This is a genomic window from Bergeyella anatis (assembly GCF_036016955.1).
Taxonomy (GTDB): Bacteria; Bacteroidota; Bacteroidia; order Flavobacteriales; family Weeksellaceae; genus JAYWXI01.
The window spans coordinates 85,957-108,596 of the sequence record NZ_JAYWXI010000010.1 but is presented as its reverse complement, the minus strand read 5'-3'; the positions used below and the strand labels follow the sequence as shown (position 1 = coordinate 108,596).

Genomic DNA, 22,640 nt, shown 5'->3' with positions numbered 1-22,640 from the left:
GGCACTTTTAAAGTGCCTGTTTTGTTATTGCTTTTTAATCCAGCTAGGAATTTCAGTCCAGCCATTTGGTGGAATGGAAACGCTATCAGGAATAGGATAATTAATATAAAGCCGGTATGTTAAAAATAAATTATTTACAATTTGATTTTTGTTCATTGCAATAATATATTTCTTTCCTATTCGGTTTTTGTAAAAATCATAATTGTCATCTAAAATATAAACCCTTCCTTGCTTTTCCTTTCCACTTATGTAATACTTAAAAATTAACCAATCAGAACCACTTTTACCAATAATATCTATTCTGGTTAATTCACAAGATCTATAAATCGGATTTTTCAAAGTTTGTTGCCTGAAAAATTGACCTGTAAAGAAATATACAATAACTAATAAGCTAATAAGCATTAGTATAATCCACTCATTTTTTTTGCTTCTCGTCATATGCGTTATTTAATGCTTGTTCTACAATATTATAATTTGTTTCAATCATATAAGTAGCAGCATTTTTAGAAGCCTTATTTTCTATTGTGTTCAAAGCAGGCGAAAATCTATTTCCTAGTCCGCCAGAAAGTAAACTTGTAGCTGCATTAATTCCTATTTTACTGTAATCTTTAGAATGGTTTAAAAAATACTGATTATTCTCATTAGGAAAAAGAGTTAAATCAAAAGCTCCTCCTATTCCACCAGAAACCCCAGGAATAGTAAACATATCTGCTCCTAAATCTATAAAGTCTAAATTTTTATTAATGGCAAATTGTCCTGTCGTACTTACAGCTCCTTTTATTAAGAAACCCTCCATTGAAAACAAAACCGGTGCAGCTTCCAATAACATAGGAAAAGCAACAACCCCAGCCATAAATTTACCAAAATCATCAACTGGTTTCATATCCACATAATGATCAGGAGCTTTAAATACCTCTCCATTTACAGTATAATTTCCATTTTCACCTAAAACTACAGTCTGAGAAACACCTATATCTCTACCATTTCTTGATAATGTAGTGCTATAAGTACTTTTAGCATCTCCTCTGCCATTTGCATAATCAAAAAATCCTGCATCCATTGCTTGTTTTCTAGATTTTATATTACTATGATATTCCCAATTACTATGTATCCCTCTTCTAATCCAATCCATTGGTTTTCTTCCATCAGGATCAATAAATCTTATCGGATTATTATTAACATAAGTATAAGGCGAAGTAAACGGATATTTCTCTGCTAAAGGGTCTACATTCAACCACAAACTTACTCTCGGGTCATAGTACCTTGCTCCATAATAATATAACCCTGTCTCGCTATCCAACTCCTTACCGTTAAACAAATAAGGCATTCGTCGGCTTACCTTGTGTTCGTCAAACAATACCTCACCAAATGCCATATACTCCGTATGTTGATTGATGTTCCCGTCTTTGTCTGTAATGTAACTACTGCTACCTAAGTGGTCAGGGTGATAGAAATACAAGTTTTTCTCCTCCACACCGTTATCCTTAAATCCAAAACCACCCTCTACCGTTTCTGGTTTCACGGGGTCGCCATATTGCACTGGCGGACCCGGCACATCACCTGGCTCATTAAACTTCGGCGGGCGTGGCCAGCCCTCTGGCGGCTCTTGGTCTTGGGATATATCACTCCAGTCAATCGACGGATATTCTACACCTGTAAAGTCAGGTGTGCCGTATATGCCGTGTTGCGTTGGCGGACCTGGCGGAATGTTTAATCCTTTGATGTATTGGTCTATGGCTTCCTGCACTTTTGCGGATTGTTTCACATAATCAATTCCTCCTGCATTTATACCAGACGGTTGATGAAATGTTCCCTCTCCCAATTTTGACACAATACGGCTCGTGCCTTCAAAGTAATGCTTGGTAAACTTACCCTTATTAACCACAAAATAAGGGTTGATGTATGCCGTATAATTCTCCGCGTGAACGATGACGGCGGAACTCACCCCGTTAATCACCGTTTTTTGGCTCTCTGCACTACTTTTTACGGCTCTTTCGCCCGTATGGTCGTAAGTATATAAATGTAACTTACCGTTATCATTTAATCCCTGCAAACGGTTTTCTTCGTCCCATACCATTACCCTAAAGTCCTTAAAGCCCTCGTAAGAGATAGGATTGCCGTTGCCGTCGTATTCGTAAGCTCTTGGCTTTGGTGTCGTAGAATCTTTAAGTTCGCTTAGGGCGTGTGGGTGGGACTTATTACCATAAACATAATCCAGCACATAGCCTTTATCTTTACCATTTTGCTTGTGGATTAAAGATTTTTGAACAATACCGTTGAGCTTATTGTACTGCATTTGGAGCTGGTACTCCGCAGAAGTCGCCTCGCCTGTGTAAGTTCCTGTGGCACTTATCAGACGGTTAAGCTCGTCGTATTGGTATTGATAGCTACTTGCTCCACCCAAAGCGTAATTCACGATTGGGACTTGGTTCTCCACCTGCAAGATATTCCCCACTAAATCGTAAGTATAGCGGTTGTCTTGGAAGGTTCGTTTGGTGTTTTGGGTGTTGAGTGTTGCCAAACGCCTCATTGTAGGGTCGTAAGTGTAGCGGGTTTCAGTACCGTTGCCGTACTGGCGATACACTTTCTGCTCGAACTCGTCGTACCCTTGTTGTTTAAGGTAGGGGTATTCGTAGTTGCCCTTTTTCCCCGTGAGGGTGGTGAGTTGCCCTGCCCGATTGTAGCCAAAGTCCAAGACTTCGCCATCGGGGTAGGTCATCGTTTGGATACGGTTAAAGCTGTCGTACCCGTATTCGGTGATGTAGGTGTGCACCTCCGTCGGCGTGATGCGTAGCGAGCGGATTTCTTTTTCAACCTCGCCCATACTGCCGTAGAAATACTCGGTACCGCCGCTGGCGTCCTCCACCAACCACAAGCGTCCCCGACGGCGAGGGCTCTCGCTCTGCTTACCGTAATGGTAACGGACATTGTTCTCCGGGTGCTTAGGGTAGCGGATTTCCTGCAAGCGGTTGTGGTCGTAGTGGTATTCTATCGCCGCATCGGGCATCTGCTCCCGAATTTGGGCGGTCTGACGGCGTATGAGGTTGCCCGCCGCATCGTACGCCAATGTGGTGATGCCCGCATCGGGGTGCGTAAGTTGGGTGCGACGCCCCAAAAGGTCGTACTCGCTTAGGGTCTGGTGTCCCTCGGCATCGGTTACTTTTAGGAGTTCGCCTTGGGCGTTGTAGTGGTAGGTGGTTTCTATCCCCGTAGGCTGCACTTGTTTCAGCGTTCTACCCAAAACATCGGTGGCACTATGGGACACCCTGCCCAACGCATCGGTTACGGTGGTTTTAAGGATTTTGGTGCCTGCCGTTTCCGACACCTCGTAAGCCGTGGCTACCGTGCTGCCATCGGGCAGGGTCTGCAATACCGGGCGGTCTTTCTCGTCGTAAGTCGTAGTGGTAGGCGTTACCGTAGAAACTTGGGTGCTGAACGCTTCGCTTGGCGTTTCGGTGGTGGGATAATAGCTCTCTACCACCCGACCCAAAGCATCGTACACTTGTTTGCCCGATACAATGAGGCGCTCGGCATCAGCTTGGTTTTTCCCTTGGAACAGTGCCGCCGTTTTCTTGACTTGCAGCGTACGCCCTAAGCCATCGGTATAGGTATAAGTAATAATATCTTTGCCGTGCTCGGCATCGTAGTTTCTCGTTTTGGCGTAAGGCACTTTGGCTTCCGGATAATAGTCGTAAGCCACCGTATAAGGCACGCCCGCCGCTGCTTCTTTAGGCGCCAAAATATGCGTGGTACGCCCCTTAGCGTCTATGGTATAGTGCAGCTGCTCCCCGTTGCGGTCGGTAACTTCCAACGGAGCGTTAAAGCGATAATCGTACGCCGTGCGGGTTTCGTAGCCGAAATGGTCGGTAATTTTCGTCAGGTGGCTGTGCGTTTCCTCGTCGTATTCATAGCGAAGGCTGGAACGCTCCCCTTTATGGTTTTCCGCTCCTGTGATTTGGGCAAGGTTGCCGTACGCATCGTAAGACAAGTCGGTACGGGCGTAACGGTCTGCCGTAAAATAGTTGCGGATTTGGGTGGTTTCTGCCGTTTGCGGGTTAATGTCCGCCTCGCGTTTCCTTACCAAACCGTTGGCATCGTGCACCGTGATGCTCTTGGCAATGCCCCCAAAGTAAGGCGTTTCGCTCTCATAATAAGTAATTTCCGCTTTGAGTGCCGAGTCGGGATTGCCCGTGCCAAAGTCTTGGTAAGTGGTGATGTTCCCCTTAGCATCGTAGCTTTGGGCGATTTTGTGCTCCAAATACCCCGCTCCCTCGTATTGGCGTTCGGTGGTTTCCGTAGGGGCAATAAAGACCGAAATGGCATCGCTTTCAGGCAGTGCCAAACGATCCGCCTCCCAATCGGTATTGGTACGGGCGTTTTTAATCTGATACTGCACGGTGCTTTCGGTAAGTTTCCGCCCTTGGGCGTCTAAGGTATAGCTGTTTTTCGCCAACGATTTGCGGAAGTAGTCGCGGTTGTAGTAGTGTTGAACCGAGGTTCTCAATACTTTGCCGTCCTTAGGGTCCAGCTGTTCCTGCTTTACTTCGGCAAACCCATAAAACTCCCGCTCGCGGCGGTCGTAGTACGGGTCTTTATAGGTGAAACGGCTGATGGTGTAGTCCTCGCCATCGCCCTGATGTCCGTCAAAAGTGGTTACCTTGCTTAGCACCCACTTGCTGTTAGGGTTTTCGTAAGTAGGGGCAACCCACTCGTAATCTACCTCAAAGGTGCTGCCCGTAGCATTCTTAACGCTCTTAAGCCTATTGGTACGGCGTATATTAGAGGTCGCCACACGGAGGTCGTCCTCGCCATCGGATAAGATGTAGTCTAAGTTGCCATCGCCGTCCACATCCATAAACGCCGCCTCCATTCGGCTGGTACTCTTACCTGCAAAGCCCCCTGCCGTAAAGCCAAATTTGATGAACTTAAATTTGAAATACACCGAATACTTGGCACTGCCCCCGTAGCTAATCGCTCGGTTTACGGCAATAGGGTTGCCCGCTACTTTAGGAATAACCAAAGGCGTTGTGTCCCAAGTATTACCTAAATTCTGATACACCAGCGTATTGTTATCGCCATACACCACACGGTCTGCCAAGCCGTCGCCATTCATATCTAAAAACTGGGTGCGGCTCTGTGTAACGGAGTTGGTATAATTAAGCCCACCCGTAAACGAGCCCCCATAAGCGGAATAGCCCAAGCCTGCACTGAAGTCTTGCGAGTCACCCGTGAGCAATCCGCCAAAGCCTTTCCATTGTTCTTGCGGTAAAAAGCCATAGCCCGTGTTATAACTGATATAACCATCTTTAGTGACCCTATCCGCCAAGCCGTCGCCGTTGAGGTCGGTATAGGTATATTCGGAATAATCGTTTGATGAAGCTACGCTCCCACTTACCGAAACGCTGTTTTTCGCCTTGTCGGCATCGTCGGTAGAACGGGTAATGGTAAGCCTCTGCTGGTCGTTCCTCGTGATTTTAAAGGTCATAGAGGATTTAGGCTCGCCGTGGTGGAACGAGCCACTGAACGAGCCGCCATTAGTCTCCACCTTGGAACGGCTGAAACTACCGCCTAAGCCTATTGTTCGGGCTTCTAAGCCTCCTCTCGGCTCGGTAAACTGGACATGTCCTCCACGCACAAAGTCTGGGAAACGGTCGCCGTTAAAGTCGCTCATCGTCTGCATTACTTCTGAAACGCCTTCGGAGTATGAACCGCCCACAATAGCTGCTCCTCCCGAAAAGGCATTGCTTCGGGTTTCGCTCACCATAATGAGCGCCCCACCGCTCCCCCCAGAAAGCTGCGGCAACGAGGTGTCTAAGTGTTTCTCCAAATCGTTCTCCCCCAACCGCGACGGCGAGAAGTAACGCTCAGAAACATAAATATCTTCCTCTAACCCCTGATAGCGTTTCTGCGGATAGCTGACTAATCCTCTAAAAAAGTAGGCTTTAGAAACTTCCATTCCCGGCTCCTCCTGTTCCGGGTTTCTATTATCTGGGTTAGTATCTGGTACATGATCTTTGTCGTCCGAGTAGTTCCCCGTAAAGTCCACTAACCTCAACTCATCTATTTTCTCCCCCGCTAATGTTCCGTTAAGGATAAAACCGCCCCACCCTCTAAAGTTCTTTCCAAACAATACATTCTTATTGCCCTCGTGGTAAGGTGTATAGACCGTATAGGCATTATGTAGTTGTGTCGTCGTGATGATTTCATATTTCTCATCGGGTTGCCTTGGGTCATCCTCTGGAATTTTAATCGAGTCTTTGATTTGAAGCGTTACAGGCCTATTCTTATCCACCAAATTTCTGTATAGCTCTTTGTTAGAGACCTTAATCTCCACAAACAAAGGCTCGTCTTTGCTGATGCTATCCAACACCACCGGCTCCGTTACAGGAAGTGCCGAAGTTAAACGAGATACATTAAAACGACCCCTCGCCGCGACCTTACCCGACTGCTTCGCCGTGATTTCAAGAGTTCCTACTTCTGAAGAACTAAAATTAGCATCTAATAATAGTCTTAGTTTCCCCTTTTGTTGAGGCATTACGAGTTGAGGGGCATGGTGTACATCTAACTTCTCGTTGATTAGAAAGTCCACATTCAGCGGTTGGGTTTCTTCCTCATTTTGTTCATTAGTAAAGCGAACTTCCGGCGTAAAAGTGAGCTGTTTCCAGTTGATTTCCGTTGGCGATTCTACGGTAATGCTGATGCCCTCCTCGGCGTTGAAATTGCCCAAATTGATGGTGCTTAAATCTAAATCTACCGCTTCTGCCGCTTGGAATGTACGCTCGTACAATAACACTGGGCGAATATTGAATCCGTACTTATAAATCTTTACCTTGACTAAATCCGTTGTAACGCCCTTAGTCAATTTCCCTCCAAACTTCGGTTGGGCGGAGGTGCTGAAAATATACCCCTGTGCCGAAGGGTGCAAAGCGTCCGCCTCCGAACTGTAATACTTTAAGCTCAAACCGTTATAATCCTTCTCATTATCGCCTATGGTCTTATACTCAATATTCTGTGTCCAAAGGGTTTGGTCGAAGTTACCGTCGTATTTAGAGCTCACCCTAAAGTGAAGCAATTCGCCCTGCTTAACCTCCAACGTGTCCTCTCTGTGCTTTAGAGTGTAGTCCTCGGCATCAATGTCTTGTTTCCAATAAAGACTATCCCTATGCTGAAAGTAAAGCCTCACACCGTCGGCTTTCTCCGTGCCGTCGTTTTTCTTATAATTCAAACGGGCCTCGGAAAGGTCTTGCTGCAACTGGTAGGCGTGCTTTACCACTATATTCCCCGAATGCGGAGCCCGCCAAGTTCTAACGACATCGTGCAGAGGATTGTACCGCTCCAACTCCTCCTTGGTATGCCCCGTGCTGCCCTGTAAGTCCAATTTATTGTTGCTCGCCACTATGGGAGCTGGCGTTCCGCTACTGGTGGCGTAGAAGGTAGGTACCCCGTTCACCAATCGGTTGTAATACACCCGCCCACCATCGGCAAAATCGACCAAGCCATCGCCATTAAAATCCATAAAATAAGAGAAAGTCCTGCTGGTTGTACTCTGGCGGTCGTAGCCAATCGTTGCCCGAGAAACTTGCAAATCGGCTCCAAAACTAAACGATGAGGATTCACTAATCCCCATATGAGGGAGGTTAATCTCTTTCAGTTCGTCCGAAAACTTAGTTAAGCCTTGAGAGGATAAGTTTTTACGGTAATAAACTTTATCTTTTTTAGTGTAAACCTTATCCGGAAGATTGTCGCCGTCCAAATCCTGCAAAAAGACCCTGTTTTCCGTTTTACCAGAGCTGTAACCTCCACTTACCCCAACCGTATTGATTTTGTAAGCGCCCGCCGAAGGTCCTACTCCTATACGGAAACTTCCCCCCTTACTATTGGAGCTGGAAGTCCCCGCCAAAGTAGGGTGCCCCGAAAAGCCCTTAATCCCCAAGAAGGTGTAGTCTATCCCGTCTTTAGGAACTTCCCATTTCTTAAACTCGCCAAAAGGAACATACTTGCCCGAACTATCCCGAACATCATCGTAATAGTCCAACGTGTTGGTATAAAACAGTTTGCCCTCGGCATCGTACACCTTAATTTCACTAAGTAACGACTTTCTAAACGCCCCCTCTTTATACACCAACTCATAGGAACGAACCATCGCCGTCCCATACTTTACTTCTATTTTTCGGAGCAGTCGGTTGTATTCTTGCTTAAAGCCTAACCTTGCCGAAATCTGGAGGTCTTTGCGTTGAGGTTCGCCCAAGTCTTTATCCGTTATAAAGTGTACCGAATAAGCCCCCTTAGCGCCGTCTTTCCCTGTATAATAAATGGCTTTGGGGTAAAGTACGCCCTGTTCCTTGGTGTATTCGTAAGTTACGGTGTTCCCACGCAAATCCTTCTGCTCCCTTAATGCCCAATAGCCTACATTGCCTTGTGCGTCTGACAATCTACTGCCTTCACTATCTCCATAATAAAATGCAACGCCTCCTCTGGAACGCACTTCCCAAGTGTACTCGTTAGGTGACGCCCCCTTCCTATGTATTTTTTGGAATGCCCCCTCTCTCCTCGGATAGAAGATTTTATCCGCACTTCGGTTCTCCCATTCGGCTCTGTGGGCATTCGGTAGTAATTCTTCACCCGATAACAGATAGGTTTCGGTTTCCTTTTGGGCATCGTACCTCGGTGCTCCGAATTTGGTGTCCACCGTAAGCGAAGGCAAAGCTAAGTTCCACCCTGTTCCTAACCAAGAATTGCCCCCCTCATTAGAGTATTGCAACTGCAATGACGGTTGCATACCTGCCCTGCCTTTAGGCAATTCTATCCCAAACGAAGTGCTACCACTCCCGTCTGGACTTGGCGTAGGTACACTCAATGGTTGAATACCCACCATCGGCGAAGCGGCTTTGAGCCCACTAATGCTCGTAGGAGTAAAACCTGAAGTGTCCGGCGATTCCGGCAATTTTATAACCCCTGCTATAAAATCGGAGAGGTAGAAAGTCTTCGCCTTAACCGCCGAAGCACCTATCATCAAACTGTCTTTCGGCAATTTCTGCCACGCCGATTTTTTGGTATCAAAGTAAAATAAATCTATATCTTCCTCCGTATAACCCGACGGAAGTTTGGCTTTATCATAACTTATCTTGATTTCAACGGGTTTCTTTAGTTTGGTCTTCTTCGGCAACAAACGATAGCCTGCCGTCCCCCCCGTTACATTAACCAAATCGGAGCTTAAGCGTGGGAGATGGTTTTCACTCAACCCCAACACGGAAACCTTAACCTCACGCGAAACACTCCCCTCCGAAAAATAAGCCGAAAAGCCTTGATAATTCAGCTTTAACGATTTACTCGGCGATAACCTCGCTTCGGAAGTCGTCTCAGGAGAAAGGACAGCCGATTTCTCTTTAATAATAGGAGGAGAAGAAATTTCAGTTTTTAACCCCGAGGTTTCCCAAGACAAAAGCCCCGGAAATACCTTAACCATGGCTCCCCCCGAAATGCTTAGTAATACGAAATATAAGATGTATTTGTAAACTTGCTTCATTACTTGACCATTAATTTATGCGTGGTTTGCCCTAACGATGTTTTAACTTGTATGAGATAAACCCCAGAAGATAGAATAGTGCCACGGTATTCGTACTGGGATAGATTATAAAAGTGGTCAGCACCTACCAACTGCCCCGCCATAGTGTAAATTTCTAAACGACCGCTGGTCTGCTTCGGAAATGAAGCCAATACTTTAAAGGTGCCATCGGTACTCGGATTAGGAAACAGCACCACCTTGGTTTCCAAATCGCCTTGCTTAGAGGTTACCCTGAACTTGGAAGCCGAACGGCACCCCTGCGCATTTTGCAACCTCAACTCGTAATCCCCCGCTTTATTTACCAATAATGAAGGATTGGTAGCGATTAAAGCTCCATCTAAATACCATTCGTAACGGTAATCCCCTTTAGGCAAATCCTTCTCCGGAGACAATACCAAAGGCTTGCCCAACAGATATTCCTCATTGAGTTTAGGCATCGGCATATCCTCGTCCGAGAGGTAAAATTCTTGTTGGTACTGTCGGTTTTGGGCATCGGTTACTAAATATTGGTAAGTCCCCGATGACAAGTGTAATTTTCTACGGGTAGTGGCGTCTTGTTCCGTCCATTGCTCCTGCCAAGCATTAGCCTCTTTAGCTTTCAACTGAATGCGGTACGGTGCTTTACCGCCCACCATATTAAATTCCACTCCACCTGAATACGGCTGTCCACACTTGCCTAAAGCCAACCCCAAATGAGCAAACATCTCAGGGGCTTCCCATAAGGTATAAACCACCGACGGCTTTTCGTATTGCTCCCATTGGCTGAATACCACTTGCTGCGAATGATTAACCTCCCCCAACTTAACATAAGCCGAATGTTCTGGGTTAAAGTTTCCTTGCCCTTCTTTATCCACCACCAGCCAATAGTATTTAGGTTGAGATTGCTCTTTACTTTCGTCCTGCGTTTCCTTCTCCAAATTTTGCAGTGAAAGCTGGGTGTGCAACTTAGCTTCTTTGGTCGCCGTGTAATCTAATCGCCATTTTCTACCTATCCCATTAGGTTGCCCTTCCGCCTGTTTTTTAAATCGTAAACCGCCACCGTTATCACTCCAAAATACAAAATAATCGTTCGGGATTTCCGACGGTTCTAACGGTTGTAATGCCATTGCGACTAACTTCTCGCTATTGGAATTTTGGCTTTTCGGCTGTAACAAATTACCCTTATCGTCTCGCCCCAAAGCAGTGATGTTCTGATTAAAGTTTTTGTGCTCTTTATAATCCCAAATTACCTTGCCTTGGCTGTTATAGTAATTCTTATACTCCAACTGATTTAATGAAACGCCGTATTTTACCGCTAAATAAGAGGCTACCTGTTGCATTTCTACCAAAGAAAGCACCCTGTCATAAAAAATAACCTCCGCAATGGCTCCTGAAAACACCTCCGCTGGAAGCCCTGCTACCCCCTTACCCAAATCCCAATGGTACATTTGCCCCTCTTCTTCCAAAGGTTTGTAATGCTGATAATAATGGATTTTTACTTTCGCTTCAGCTTGGGACGATGGATAGGCTCTGTATTTTTTCAGTCCTAAATCGGCTAAGCGTTGATTGGTCGCCGTAATTTTGGGCGTTTGTTTTTCTGACAAGTGCCAAAGAAATTCCTCCGACTCGTTGCTTTTCTGATGATAAACAATGAATAACGAAACAGCTTCGGCTTGCTCCTTAGTTAAATCAAATCCCGATTGAACGAAACCCGAATAGGCACTCGACAAGTTCCAATTGATGTTCTCAGCTTGATGCTTAGATTGTTTCGCCCAAACTTTGCCTGTCTTCACCTCTTCCAACAAGAGTTCGTCTTGGGTCGTTTTAGTCTTTAGCCATAATAAAGGTTGTTCTACCCCAGCAGGGTAAACCTCCTGTCCAAAACTTAGACTAAAACAACCTAACCCCAAAGCCAGTAAAATAGATTTCATTAAATCTGGATTTTAGAAGTTGTTAAAACTATCAAAGTTAAATCGGTAACTGATTTGCAAGGAAATGGCGTTCACCCGATTGTTGGTATTTTTAAAACGATGTCCATTTTCTTGGGTTTCCAAAGCATCGGACAAACCTAACTGATACCTCACTCCTATGCCTAAACCATTTTCAAACTCATAGCCCAACGCAAAGGCAGTATGGAAATAGTCTTTTCCCTCAAACGATTGTTTCAATGTGGATTGTACCACCGCATCAGGTTCAAAGTAACCCCCCGTTTTAGTGGACATCTCACTGCCGTTAGAGGTGTAAACCAAGGCGTCTTTATCCAAATTTAAGGTAAGGTAAGGTCCTGCTCCTATATACAGCTTATCCGTAAGGTAATACTTAAACAAAAAACCTGCATTAAGGTTATTATAACCAAAAGCAATAGTGTAGTTCAGCCCCTTAACATCGGTATAAGTAAAGTCAGTTTTTTGTCTTGTGTAAAAGAGTTCTGGCTGAATACTGATGCGTTCCGTAGGGTATTTCCAATTTAAAAACAACCCTGCCATTAAGCTCGTACCTGCCTTTTCCTGCGTTTGATACCCCTGATAAATCCCCTCTGGAATAATGGCAGACTCTATATTTCCCATTTTAGAATAAATACCTCCTACAAATGCTCCGTAGGTGATTTCTCTCGCTAAGTTTTGTGCATTTGCAAACGCTATCCCCAAAAACAAAGCCACTAACCCTATTTTTTTCATCTTTTTTCTTGATTAAATTTAGTGTTACCAATTACTGAAGTTATACCCCAAAGAAAGCGTCATCACAGAGTTTCGGTTCGTATTCTCCAAAAACTGGAAAGAGGTACTTCGGTTAGAAATCATATCCCCAACACCTAAATAATACCTCGCTTCAAAATGAAAGGCTTGGCTCAACTCATACCCCACAGAAAAACTCAAATTAAAATCGTCTTTCCCTACAATACCGTCTCTGTAAAATTGTCTGTAATTGGTATCGTATCGCCCACCGTTTTCGTTAGAGGTATATTCTAAAGCTGATGGCGTTAGACTTTTGGCATAAAACCCACCTACTCCAAAATTTACCCCTTCATAAGGATATACTTTTAGCGAAGCACCAAATACCAAATAAGAATAATTGAAATCCAAGGTATATTCTTGCCCTGTCGTCTGATTACGATATACCACTCTATCGCCTGCCTTTCGGTATAAAAGTTCAGGCTGTATGGCTACCCTGGAATGGGGTAATTTGTAATTTACAAATAAACCTCCTTCAGCTCCGTAGGCTCCTTTGCTATCAATACTAAATAATGTTTTATTGTGGTCTCGCCCTACAATCATCTCTGGAAGATTGGTAATGGTAGAGTGTAACCCACCTACTTTGATACCGTAGGTAAGGTTATCCATATACTGGGACTGAAATAGGCCTGGTAGAGCCATAAAAATTGCAAAAAAATATTTCATAAATCAAAAAAAGTTCTTTCACAAATATAATATTTTATTCTTTTTAATAAAATTTAACTTTTTATTCCATAAAATCTCAGGTCTAATCTTTATTCACGATAACAAAAGCTGTCCCTTTGGACAGCTTTTTATTTTTTCTTATTCTGGTGATACGGTTTCGAGTTGTTTTTTTATTTCGGCTTCCAGCTTGCGCCAATCGTAATAGTGAAACACGCGTCCCTCACTCATGGCTACAAAAAAACCTTTCGGAAAACGGGTTCCAAAAGCACGATTGGAGACCTCCGATCCGTCACTGAATTTCGTCGAAAGCGGAAGTTCGGCGATACGACTGTGGCGATGAGGTTCGCCCCGATCGCCCTCACGACGGTAGACGTTAAATGTGTTTGCCTGTTGGTTACTGACCAAGATATACCCTTTACCCTCTTCGGATTTATAGATCGAAATTCCTTCCATATCCTCCCGGAAATCATTACTACCGAAAACCGCCAGTTCGGCATTTCCTTTTGCCGGATCGGCGTGGTACTTGCGAATGCCAAATTGCTCGTCGGAATAGTAAACATACCCCTGCTCGTTATCTACCGCAATGGCTTCGATTTCCTTTTTACCGCTGTACGCTCCAAATTGACGCACCAATTCGCCCACCAGACGTCCGTCTTTTTCCACCAACGCATACTGCCAAAGGTAAGTCCCCGAAGGACCGCTTTTTCGTCCCACTACCGCATAAACAATGCCGCTTTCTTGGGATGTATAGAGCGCAATGCCCATTGGTGAGCGCTCTTGTTCGCCTTCAAACACGGGAATCACTCCGATTTCTTCCATGGAAGGCATACGGTAAACCCGAAGTTGGTTTGCTTGGCGTTCGGTGGTTACCGCTATATCCACCCGTTTTCCTCCAAAAGGAATTCCGTAAGCCACATCCACGTTATTGGGACGTCGGAGCCCCTCGATGCGCTTAACGATTTTCCCCTCGAGGTCAAAGACAAAAAGTCCCCCATCGGTAGCCTTATCCGTCCCCACCACCAAAGAGCCAGAGGCCTGCGTCGGGTGATGCCAAATTGCAGGATCATCGGTATCGTGTTTTACTTTTTCGGTTATCACGTCAGGGACAATCCGCCGACCACGGTACGGGTCTTTATAATGTTCCACCACCGAGCAACTCGTAATCAAAGTGGCCAGCAAAGGCAATAATACCAAATTCTTTTTCATAATAGTCGTAGATTAAAAACCATCAAAAACATAACCGAAAATACACGGGTATCTTCGGTTATGCCAATCAAGCTGAATGTTAAAAGTCAAATTTTAAACCGAAGGAAAAACGCGCCCTATAATACTCCATCTGCATCGTTCTGGAAGCCTCCCCCTGATAATACCTCAAAGGTTGGTTGGTCAGGTTATTGGCTTCGACGAAAACCCTCATCCATTGTTTAATGGCATAAGAGGCATTGAAATCCACAAAGGTTTGCTTATCATAATAACGATCCTCAAAATCATTGCCACCCAACTCATCCAAATAAGCCGCCGCATGATTAAGGGAAAGACGAGTCAAGAACTTTTTGTTCTCCCAAGACAACGACGCGTTAAACATATGCGGCGCCGTCCCCGGAAGCATCAAGCCCATTCTTCTTTCGCCTTCATCGCTATAAATACCTTTGGCTTCCGATTTGGTAAAGGTGTAATTCAGATATATGCCGAAATTGCGGGCAAATCCCGGAAGGAAATCCAACTGACGCTGAAAAGCCGTCTCGAAACCATACACATCCACCGATTCCCCGTTACGTCCGGTAGTCAATGTATAAACTCCGGAAGGATCAAGCGTATTGACCGTATCGGGAAAATCCTGTGCAAACTTAGCATAGTTGTAATTGGCATCACGGTAGGTATAGATGAAATTGTTCAGCTTCTTGTAAAAACCGCCCAAGGAGAATAGCCCCACATTCTTGAAATAATACTCGCCCATCACATCGTAATTGTAGGCATAAGTGACTTTAAGATTAGGGTTTCCGGCCAAAATGGTATCATCCCCCGGAATTACGCTGATAAAAGGCGAAAGCCTGTAATAATTCGGTCTGGCCAAAGCCGTTGAAAAAGCTGCACGAAGCACCATATTGCTCACCGGCGTATACTTTAACGCAAAGCTCGGCAAAATATTAGTATAAGTATTCTTTACCGTCCGAGAGCCCTCATAGCTATCCTCGTCCTTAATGAGGTTTCCGGTGTATTCGGTTTGTGTATTCTCTATCCTTGCTCCCAAAATGAAAGACAATCGGTCGCTGAGGTTTTGATCGAACCGAACGAATCCCGCATAGATGTTTTCTTTCGCCTGATAATTCAAAGCCAAAAATTCCTCAGGAAGCTGGGTTTTGGTAAATAATGCAGCATTATTCAAATCCAAACCGCCCAAATAATCCTTGGAAGCATAGTGCCCTGGGATGTATTTGGAATCGGGATTCCACCCTTTACCACTCCAAAATACCGTTTGGGCATCCGCCATGGTTCCCATAACCCCCTGAGCTGCCGTAGGTTTGTAATCGTAATAATCGTTTTCGCGTTCTTTGGATTTTAGACGAACTTTCCCTCCCAATCTTATCCGTCCCTTCTGCCCGTCTACCAAAGAGAAAGGAAAACGCAAATTCACACGCCCCGTCATCTCGTCCTCCCAGGTTTTCCTCTGCTGCTCGACAATTTCCCTTAATGAATAATCGCTGAGAGATTCTTCCGCCAAAGGACTAATAAACGGTAATTCCGTATTGGAAAAGTCCCCGCCAAGCAGTACGCCTGCCCGACCTGCTCCACGGTTGCGGTAATCAATATAGCGTTCATTCGGACGCTGCTCTTCCGCTCTGGAGTAAGACATTCCCCAGTTCAAATCCACCTTGGTTCCCAAGATATGATCTCCTCCCAAAGAGTAGTTTTGAACAATTTGACGCTCCAACCGTCCTCCTTTGTTGAGCGGGTCGTTTACTCCCCCTTTGGTTTGACGGCGAATCTCGGAGCGGAACGTCCCATCGTCGTTGCGAGTAATCCCACGGTAACGCACCCTATAACGATTTTCCCAATCGTCCCGCCAATTATAAAGCGTATGAAGAGTCAGAGCATTTTTATCGTTGATCTTAAAATCGAAATTCGCACCGACACTCTTTCTTTCCCTTTTCACGTCGTATTTACGAATATCCATCTGCTTCATGTACAAGCCCTTATCGTCCTGAGCCCAAACGCCTTCCACATTATCAGAACCATAATCGTTGTTGTTATAAGATCCGTTAAGCACAACCCCGAGTTTCCCTCCCGCAAAGCGGTTACCGTACATAAAAGCATTGGTAAAAGCAAACCGATCCCTTATACCGTTGTACCCCGAGCCCGTCGTCAAGGAAAGTCTTTCTTTATTAGGCGCCGTACGGGTCTTTAGCTCCACAGAACCTCCAATGGCGTCCCCGTCCATATCGGAAGTAAGCGTTTTGTTGACCTCAATCATCTGAATCATATCCGCAGGAATAAGGTCCATCTGAACATTACGGTTATCCCCCTCGGCCGAAGGAATACGGTTACCGTTAAGCGTTACCGAATTCAGCTCGGGAGCCAAACCTCTGACAATAATATTTCTGGCCTCTCCCTGGTCGTTCTGCATCGTAATTCCCGGGATACGCTTCATGGCATCTCCAATATTGGAATCGGGAAATTTCCCCACCTGATCGGAGGAAACCACATTGGTAATATTCGGATTGTTTTTCTGCTGATTCAGTGCTCTGGCCTGACTCTGGCGACCAAACCCCACGACCGCTACCGTTTCGATAGTTTTCACTTTGGTATCAAAAACAACAGACTGGCTGGTAGAACGATTTTCAACAATGGTCACAGGGTATTGTCTCCGGCCGTAACCGATATAATCCACCGTCAATGTATACTTCCCCGAAGGAACGTTCAAAAATACAAAGTGGCCGTTTTCGTCTGCCGTCGTGTAAATATTCCCCGGCGAGAGGGTTAACTTCGCTCCAGGCATGGCAATTTTAGAATCATCGCTAATGCTTCCCGTCAACGTTCCCGTCTGGGCAAAAACAAACGCCGAAGCACAAAACAAAACCGTACATAAAACTCTTTTCATTGTCACTTAAAATTTATTCCGCCGCAAAAGTATCGGATACGGCACAAAAAAACTTTAAGTCAGCTTTAAGGCTTTGTTAAGAAAACATTAACCCTATCCCCTCTAAAGCCTCAGCCCAAGCGGGTTTCCAAAAGGAAATCCTGCACCGCTTTATTAAAAGCCGTAGGATTTTCTGCATGAACCCAATGCCCCGTCCCCGGAATCGTTACCAGCCTGTAATCCGGAAACTGCTGACGAATCAAAAACTCGTCCTGAGGCAAGATATAGTTCGACTTTTCCCCGGCTATAAAGAGGGTTTCCCCCGCAAACACCCCAAATTTAATGGCATTTCCCACAAACTCCGAATATTTGGAGCTCAGCACCTCCAAATTAAACCGCCAAGCCAATTTTTTAGCTTCCGTCCAATAAAGGTTTTTGGTGATAAACTGGATGGTCGGAAGATCCGGAATGTAACGCTTAAGCACCTCCTCAACCTCGCCCCGCCCCGAAACGCTCTCAAAATCCACACTTTGCAAAGCCTTAATAATCCCCTGATGGTGCGGCGGGTAGGCTTTAGGAGCAATATCAGCCACCACAAGCCGACCAACTTTCGCAGGGTATTTCACCGCAAACTGCATCACGGCCTTTCCGCCCAACGAATGCCCCAAAAGATTAACCCGCTCCAAGCCGTAATGCTCCATGTACCGAAGAATATCATCCGCCATCGCGTCATGACTCATCTCTTCGGAATGAAAACTCTTCCCATGATTGCGCAAATCAATAAGGTGGACGGGAAAATACTCGCCCAAGAGTTTACCAAAACTGCCCCAATTATCCAGCATACCAAAAAGCCCGTGAAAAACCAAAAGCGGCGTCCCCGGACAATCCTGCCCGTAAAACTTAGAATGTAATATCGAATGCATCATCGTCTTATAAAAAATTAATCCTATGATTTACCACCGAGCCAAACGCTTAAGGTAAGCCTGAATGGTATTCTCCAATCCCAAGTACAAAGCCTCCGAAATCAGCGCATGCCCGATGGAAACCTCTAAAAGGTTAGGGATATGATCCGAAAAATATTTCAGGTTATCCAAACTCAAATCATGCCCTGCATTAATCCCCAATCCACACCGCGTGGCCTCCAAAGCCGTAAGATAATACGCCTCCAAAGCCTTCTCCGGATTGGAAGGGTATTGCTTCGCATAGGCCTCCGTGTACAATTCGATGCGATCGGTGCCCGTTTCCGCCGCAAAAGCAACCATCTGCGGATCCGGATCCAAAAATACGGACGTACGAATCCCCGCCGCCTTGAACTCCGCGATAACCTCTTTCAAAAACGTCTGATGCCTGCGGCAGTCCCACCCCGCATTGGACGTAATGGCGTCATCCGCATCGGGCACTAACGTAACCTGCTCGGGTTTAACCTCAAGCACCATATCCACAAAAGGACGGTGAGGATTTCCCTCAATATTGAATTCCGTTTCCACCAAAGGCTTTAGGTCGTAAACGTCTTTTCGGGTGATATGCCTTTCGTCCGGTCTCGGGTGGATCGTAATGCCTTGCGCCCCAAAACGCTGGGCGTCCACCGCCACTTGGGTTACACTGGGAACATCGCCGCCACGCGCATTTCGCAACGTCGCAATCTTATTGATATTTACACTTAATTTTGTCATGATAAACCGAGAATCCCCTTCTCTTCGTCTAAATTATAAGGTTATTTTACACTTTATTAACTTGCATGATTTCCAAATCAAATTCCTTGGAAGCCACCAAAAGATGATCGAATATATCCGATTGGATTTGTTCGTAATTCGCCCAACTGGAATCGTTGGTAAAACAATAAACCTCCAAAGGCATCCCCTGAGGTGTATTCTCCAACTGACGCACCATCAATGCGCCGTCTTGATCCACGCGGCTGTTGTTTTTCAGATAATTCAGAGCATAAATCCTAAACACCCCTATATTGGTGAGCTGCGTCCCGTTAATCGTAAGATCGGAATTGACTATCTGCTCCCGCTCTTTTTGAATCACTTGTTTCTTTTCGTTCAGATAATCGTGGATGAGGTTGATTTTTTCCAACTTATCGAACAGTTCGGCGTCCAAAAACTTAAACGACTTAATATTAAAATAAATGGAGCGCTTAATCCGACGCGTATTGGACTCCGACATCACCTGAAGGTTTTTAATTTCGGTGGAAAGTAAATCGTAAGTCGGAATGGTCGAAATCGTTTTATCAAAATTCTGTATCTTCGTGGTAATCAAATTAATCTCAATAATCGTCCCTTCCAGGTTGTATTTGGAAATCCCAATCCAGTCGCCCACCTTCAAACTGCGGGAGGTAGCCACATGAATCCCCGTCATAAATCCCAAAATCGTATCCCTAAACACCAAAACCAAAACCGCCGTAATCGCTCCGAGGCTTCCCAAAATCGTCGTTCCGCTAATGCCAAAAATCACGCAAAGCACAATCACCGAAAAAATAAACACCCCAAACGTCCTTAGCGATTGAGAAACCGCATTGAGCGCCACTATACGGTAAAAATCCTGCTTATACTGGTAGTAGTTTTTAACCGCCGTCAGAAAACGAAGCGTTAAGCCCCCAAGCACAATCACAAACCCCAAATCAATAAGCCGTTCAAAGAAGCTAAACGTTTCCGGATGACGGTATTGAAAAAACGGACGGATGGCAAACGCTCCAAAAGCCAACGCCATAAAATGCGCTACAGAATGCGTAATCTTCGAAGTATGGACGGCTTTGGGAAAAGGATATTTCTGTTCATTGGAAAAGAAACGAAACACCAAACCTATCAAAAGTTTCAGAACCGTGTCCAAAGCCAAAAGAAGGGAAGCCAACAAAAAGAACTTCACCAATACCTGAACCAACCAGCCATCCGAAACATTCTGCAAAATAAACGAATGAATCTGATCGCTGATGCTCTTGAGAAAATCCTGAGTCTGCTGCAATTCTTCCTCCATAACCCGACAAAAATAAGAAAATCCACTTGGACCTATTGCAGAATTGTTTACTTTTAACCAATTTTTAATAATTGCCAATGGATTTTTCTCCGATGATTTCCCTAATCAGCCTGATCCTTTTAGTCATAGGCCTCGCAGGCACTTTTCTGCCCGCACTCCCCGGCCTTATTTTGAGCCTGAGCGGTCTCCTGCTCTACCAATTTGCCGGCGGAGGTTCGATTTCGCCACTATTGATAGGCCTATTCGTTATTTTAACCCTGATTTCCATGGCTCTCGGTTACCTCATCCCCGCCCGAACCAATAAAAAATACGGCGGAACAAAATGGGGAAGTTGGGGCTCGGTTATAGGAACCTTAGCCGGATTAATATTCATTCCCATCCCATTCGGCTTCCTTATCGGAATGTTTTTAGGCGTATTCCTTGGCGAACTCCTCCACGCTCCCAGCGACCACCGAAAAGCGCTCAATTCGGTAAAAGGCTCCTTCATCGGCTTCTTGTACAGTACAAGTTTCAGTTTTTTGATCGGTTTGGCAATGCTTTTGATCGTATTATCCGACGCTTGGAAATCTTTTTTTTAATCTTTTAAAATTCTTAAAATACCGTTTAGCATCATGGGTTCAAAACTAATCTTCCCCCTAATCTTTCTTGCCGCTTGGTCCTGCCAATCCCAGAAAAAAAAGGACGTTCTTTCTCAAAAACAGCTTACCACCTACACCGCCAGTACCGCCGTGAACCAGACCTACCCCCAAAGCCCGGCCGAAGCCGGCCTCATCCGCCTAAAAGAAGGCCAAACCCATTACGACGAAAAGACTCGAATGAATCTCACTTTCCTCAAAACCCTAAGCGACAACCGCTGCCCAATGAATGCCAGATGCATCCAAGCCGGCCAAGCCATCGTCGAAATCGAGGTAATGACCCCCACTTCCCGGCCAAGAATCCTGAAGCTAGCCACCTCCGATTCGGAAAAAGAGCAAGTCGCCCGTTCCGCATCCTTTGCAGGCCATCGCCTCACCCTTCATCAACTCTACCCGGCAAACTCCACCGATGTAGGCTACGAAAAATTAAAAGGCCGATACATCATCGATCTAAAAGTAGAAAAAATTACCAGCGAATCCCCGTCTTCCCCACCGACTCCAAATAGGCATTAATTTTGGAAAAAGGACGGCTTCCGAAAAAACCGCGATGAACCGAAAAAGGCGAAGGATGCGCCGACTGAAGCACCTGATGTTTGGTCGGATCGATCAAAACGGCCTTTTTCTGCGCATAAGCCCCCCAAAGCACAAAAACCAAATTCGTTTTCTGTTCGGATAACGAACGAATCACAAAATCCGTAAAACGCTCCCAACCCAAATGCTTATGCGAATTAGGCGAATGCGCCCTCACCGTAAGCGTCGCATTGAGTAAAAGCACCCCCTGCCTTGCCCACGCATCCAGCTCGTTGGTTATGGGTTTTACTCCCAAATCCTCCTCCAATTCCTTAAAAATATTTTTAAGAGAGGGCGGCGCCGGCACTCGGTCGGAAACCGAAAAACACAACCCGTTAGCCTGAAAATCCCCGTGGTAAGGATCCTGACCAATAATCACCACCTTAACCTCCTCAAACGGAGTAAGTTCCAAAGCTCTAAAAATCTGATCTTTCGGAGGAAAACATTTCCCCGAAGCGTATTCCTGCTTAACCCTCCCCCAAAGCGTCTTAAAATAATCGGACTGTTTAATCGGCGCTAAAACCTCCGCCCATGTCCGTTGTGTCTGTTCCATAACCGATGCATCTAAATTCCTTGATTTGCATTTCCCCAGTAAAAACCCTGACTCCAAACGGCTCTTCCCGTTAAAATGACTCTTTGACTCAGCCGTTTTCCTTTCGTTTCACCAAAGGATGGTTCAAACCGTTGACTTTGTTATTGACAATTTCATAACGGGACAAACTAGCGATCAACGCCGATAACGTTCTAAACCCGTACGTTCGCGTATCAAAACTGGGTTCAATCTTCCTAAGCGCATTCCCCATCGAAGAAACATGCGCATGATCCTCCTCATTGGCCGAAATATCGAAAGCCTTCTCAATCTTAGCCAACACCTTTTTATCAATCTTAGCCACCCTCGCCTCTTTCGGACGAGATTGCGGCTCCTTATCCTTCACCGGCTCTTCATCCTCAACGGACAAATTCTCGGTGAACGTAAAAATCTCACACGAATTCACAAAAGAAATTGGCGTCATTTTCTTCCCAATCCCCATCACAAACATCCCTTCTTCCCGTATCCTTTTGGCCAGCCCCGTAAAGTCGCTGTCGCTGGAAACAATGCAAAACCCATCCACCGTCTTTTGATGAAGAATATCCATTGCATCGATAATCAAGGCACTATCGGTAGAGTTTTTCCCCGAAGTGTACGAAAATTTCTGTATCGGATTCAACGAATTCTCGTTCAAAACCTCCTTCCAAGACCGCATCGTAGGCAGTGTCCAGTCTCCATAAATCCGACGGATAGTCGCCTTACCGTACTTGGAAACCTCCTCAATAATCTCTTTAACCAAAGAAGATTGGGCATTATCCCCGTCAATCAAGAGGGCAATATTAGATTTAGCATCGTTTATCATTTGTCTTTCTTTTTAATTAACCAAACCGCCTTAAAGGCACACTTGAAA

At 45.4% G+C, this 22,640-nt stretch carries 14 protein-coding genes; 2 read left to right on the top strand and 12 right to left on the bottom strand.

The window, feature by feature from the left end:
• Window positions 1-24: 24 nt before the first annotated feature.
• From VQ048_RS08705 to VQ048_RS08660, 10 genes are all read right to left on the bottom strand, one after another.
• Window positions 25-438 (bottom strand): hypothetical protein, encoded by a 414-nt coding sequence (locus tag VQ048_RS08705; protein ID WP_327611300.1) that lies wholly within the window; start codon window positions 436-438, stop codon window positions 25-27.
• Entirely contained in the window at window positions 416-9,526 is a 9,111-nt protein-coding gene (locus tag VQ048_RS08700; RefSeq protein ID WP_327611299.1) for a toxin TcdB middle/N-terminal domain-containing protein, read from the bottom strand. The genes VQ048_RS08705 and VQ048_RS08700 overlap by 23 nt, the downstream gene beginning before the upstream one ends.
• Window positions 9,526-11,475: a T9SS type A sorting domain-containing protein gene (locus VQ048_RS08695; protein ID WP_327611298.1), complete on the bottom strand. Its 1,950-nt coding sequence runs from the start codon at window positions 11,473-11,475 to the stop codon at window positions 9,526-9,528. Before VQ048_RS08695 ends, VQ048_RS08700 begins: the two co-directional genes overlap by 1 nt.
• 12 nt (window positions 11,476-11,487) lie before the next feature.
• Window positions 11,488-12,222 carry an outer membrane beta-barrel protein gene (locus VQ048_RS08690; protein WP_327611297.1) on the bottom strand — a complete coding sequence of 245 codons (735 nt, stop codon included), beginning with the start codon at window positions 12,220-12,222 and terminating at the stop codon, window positions 11,488-11,490.
• Window positions 12,223-12,246: 24 nt separating this feature from the next.
• A complete protein-coding gene (locus VQ048_RS08685) occupies window positions 12,247-12,918 on the bottom strand; it encodes an outer membrane beta-barrel protein (protein WP_327611294.1) in 672 nt (223 codons plus the stop codon).
• A 162-nt stretch (window positions 12,919-13,080) separates the two neighbouring features.
• Complete coding sequence (locus VQ048_RS08680; protein ID WP_327611293.1) at window positions 13,081-14,148, bottom strand: phytase; 1,068 nt, start codon at window positions 14,146-14,148, stop codon at window positions 13,081-13,083.
• Window positions 14,149-14,227: 79 nt separating this feature from the next.
• Window positions 14,228-17,041, bottom strand: coding sequence for a TonB-dependent receptor (locus VQ048_RS08675; RefSeq protein ID WP_327611292.1), 2,814 nt, complete (start codon window positions 17,039-17,041; stop codon window positions 14,228-14,230).
• A gap of 110 nt (window positions 17,042-17,151) precedes the next feature.
• The gene (locus VQ048_RS08670) at window positions 17,152-17,946 is read right to left on the bottom strand and encodes an alpha/beta fold hydrolase (protein WP_327611291.1); all 795 of its coding nucleotides are present in this window, start codon (window positions 17,944-17,946) and stop codon (window positions 17,152-17,154) included.
• 27 nt (window positions 17,947-17,973) lie between these two features.
• Window positions 17,974-18,693, bottom strand: coding sequence for a pyridoxine 5'-phosphate synthase (locus VQ048_RS08665; RefSeq protein ID WP_327611290.1), 720 nt, complete (start codon window positions 18,691-18,693; stop codon window positions 17,974-17,976).
• Between the two features lie 46 nt (window positions 18,694-18,739).
• Window positions 18,740-19,996: a mechanosensitive ion channel family protein gene (locus VQ048_RS08660; protein ID WP_327611289.1), complete on the bottom strand. Its 1,257-nt coding sequence runs from the start codon at window positions 19,994-19,996 to the stop codon at window positions 18,740-18,742.
• A 77-nt stretch (window positions 19,997-20,073) separates the two neighbouring features.
• Here VQ048_RS08660 and VQ048_RS08655 point away from each other — a divergent pair, with 77 nt between their 5' ends.
• Both VQ048_RS08655 and VQ048_RS08650 read left to right on the top strand, forming a co-directional pair.
• The gene (locus VQ048_RS08655; RefSeq protein ID WP_327611288.1) at window positions 20,074-20,574 is read left to right on the top strand and encodes a DUF456 domain-containing protein; all 501 of its coding nucleotides are present in this window, start codon (window positions 20,074-20,076) and stop codon (window positions 20,572-20,574) included.
• Between the two features lie 33 nt (window positions 20,575-20,607).
• Window positions 20,608-21,144, top strand: a complete 537-nt coding sequence (locus tag VQ048_RS08650; RefSeq protein WP_327611287.1) for a hypothetical protein — start codon at window positions 20,608-20,610, stop codon at window positions 21,142-21,144.
• On the opposite strand, the gene VQ048_RS08645 is transcribed toward VQ048_RS08650, so the two are convergent.
• Window positions 21,098-21,754, bottom strand: a complete 657-nt coding sequence (locus VQ048_RS08645; RefSeq protein ID WP_327611286.1) for a uracil-DNA glycosylase — start codon at window positions 21,752-21,754, stop codon at window positions 21,098-21,100. The two genes, VQ048_RS08650 and VQ048_RS08645, sit on opposite strands and share 47 nt — an antisense overlap.
• Before the next feature lie 88 nt (window positions 21,755-21,842).
• Window positions 21,843-22,592, bottom strand: coding sequence for an NYN domain-containing protein (locus VQ048_RS08640; protein ID WP_327611285.1), 750 nt, complete (start codon window positions 22,590-22,592; stop codon window positions 21,843-21,845).
• Window positions 22,593-22,640: the final 48 nt, after the last annotated feature.

Bases quoted from the DNA above. Each gene is read 5' to 3' on its own strand.
- VQ048_RS08700 (WP_327611299.1), bottom strand. From the start codon at position 9,526: ATGAAGCAAGTTTACAAATACATCTTATATTTCGTATTACTAAGCATT.
- VQ048_RS08695 (WP_327611298.1), bottom strand. From the start codon at position 11,475: ATGAAATCTATTTTACTGGCTTTGGGGTTAGGTTGTTTTAGTCTAAGT.
- VQ048_RS08655 (WP_327611288.1), top strand. From the start codon at position 20,074: ATGGATTTTTCTCCGATGATTTCCCTAATCAGCCTGATCCTTTTAGTC.
- VQ048_RS08665 (WP_327611290.1), bottom strand. From the start codon at position 18,693: ATGACAAAATTAAGTGTAAATATCAATAAGATTGCGACGTTGCGAAAT.
- VQ048_RS08685 (WP_327611294.1), bottom strand. From the start codon at position 12,918: ATGGCTCTACCAGGCCTATTTCAGTCCCAGTATATGGATAACCTTACC.
- VQ048_RS08650 (WP_327611287.1), top strand. From the start codon at position 20,608: ATGGGTTCAAAACTAATCTTCCCCCTAATCTTTCTTGCCGCTTGGTCC.
- VQ048_RS08670 (WP_327611291.1), bottom strand. From the start codon at position 17,946: ATGATGCATTCGATATTACATTCTAAGTTTTACGGGCAGGATTGTCCG.
- VQ048_RS08690 (WP_327611297.1), bottom strand. From the start codon at position 12,222: ATGAAAAAAATAGGGTTAGTGGCTTTGTTTTTGGGGATAGCGTTTGCA.
- VQ048_RS08675 (WP_327611292.1), bottom strand. From the start codon at position 17,041: ATGAAAAGAGTTTTATGTACGGTTTTGTTTTGTGCTTCGGCGTTTGTT.
- VQ048_RS08705 (WP_327611300.1), bottom strand. From the start codon at position 438: ATGACGAGAAGCAAAAAAAATGAGTGGATTATACTAATGCTTATTAGC.
- VQ048_RS08660 (WP_327611289.1), bottom strand. From the start codon at position 19,996: ATGGAGGAAGAATTGCAGCAGACTCAGGATTTTCTCAAGAGCATCAGC.
- VQ048_RS08645 (WP_327611286.1), bottom strand. From the start codon at position 21,754: ATGGAACAGACACAACGGACATGGGCGGAGGTTTTAGCGCCGATTAAA.
- VQ048_RS08640 (WP_327611285.1), bottom strand. From the start codon at position 22,592: ATGATAAACGATGCTAAATCTAATATTGCCCTCTTGATTGACGGGGAT.
- VQ048_RS08680 (WP_327611293.1), bottom strand. From the start codon at position 14,148: ATGAAAAAGAATTTGGTATTATTGCCTTTGCTGGCCACTTTGATTACG.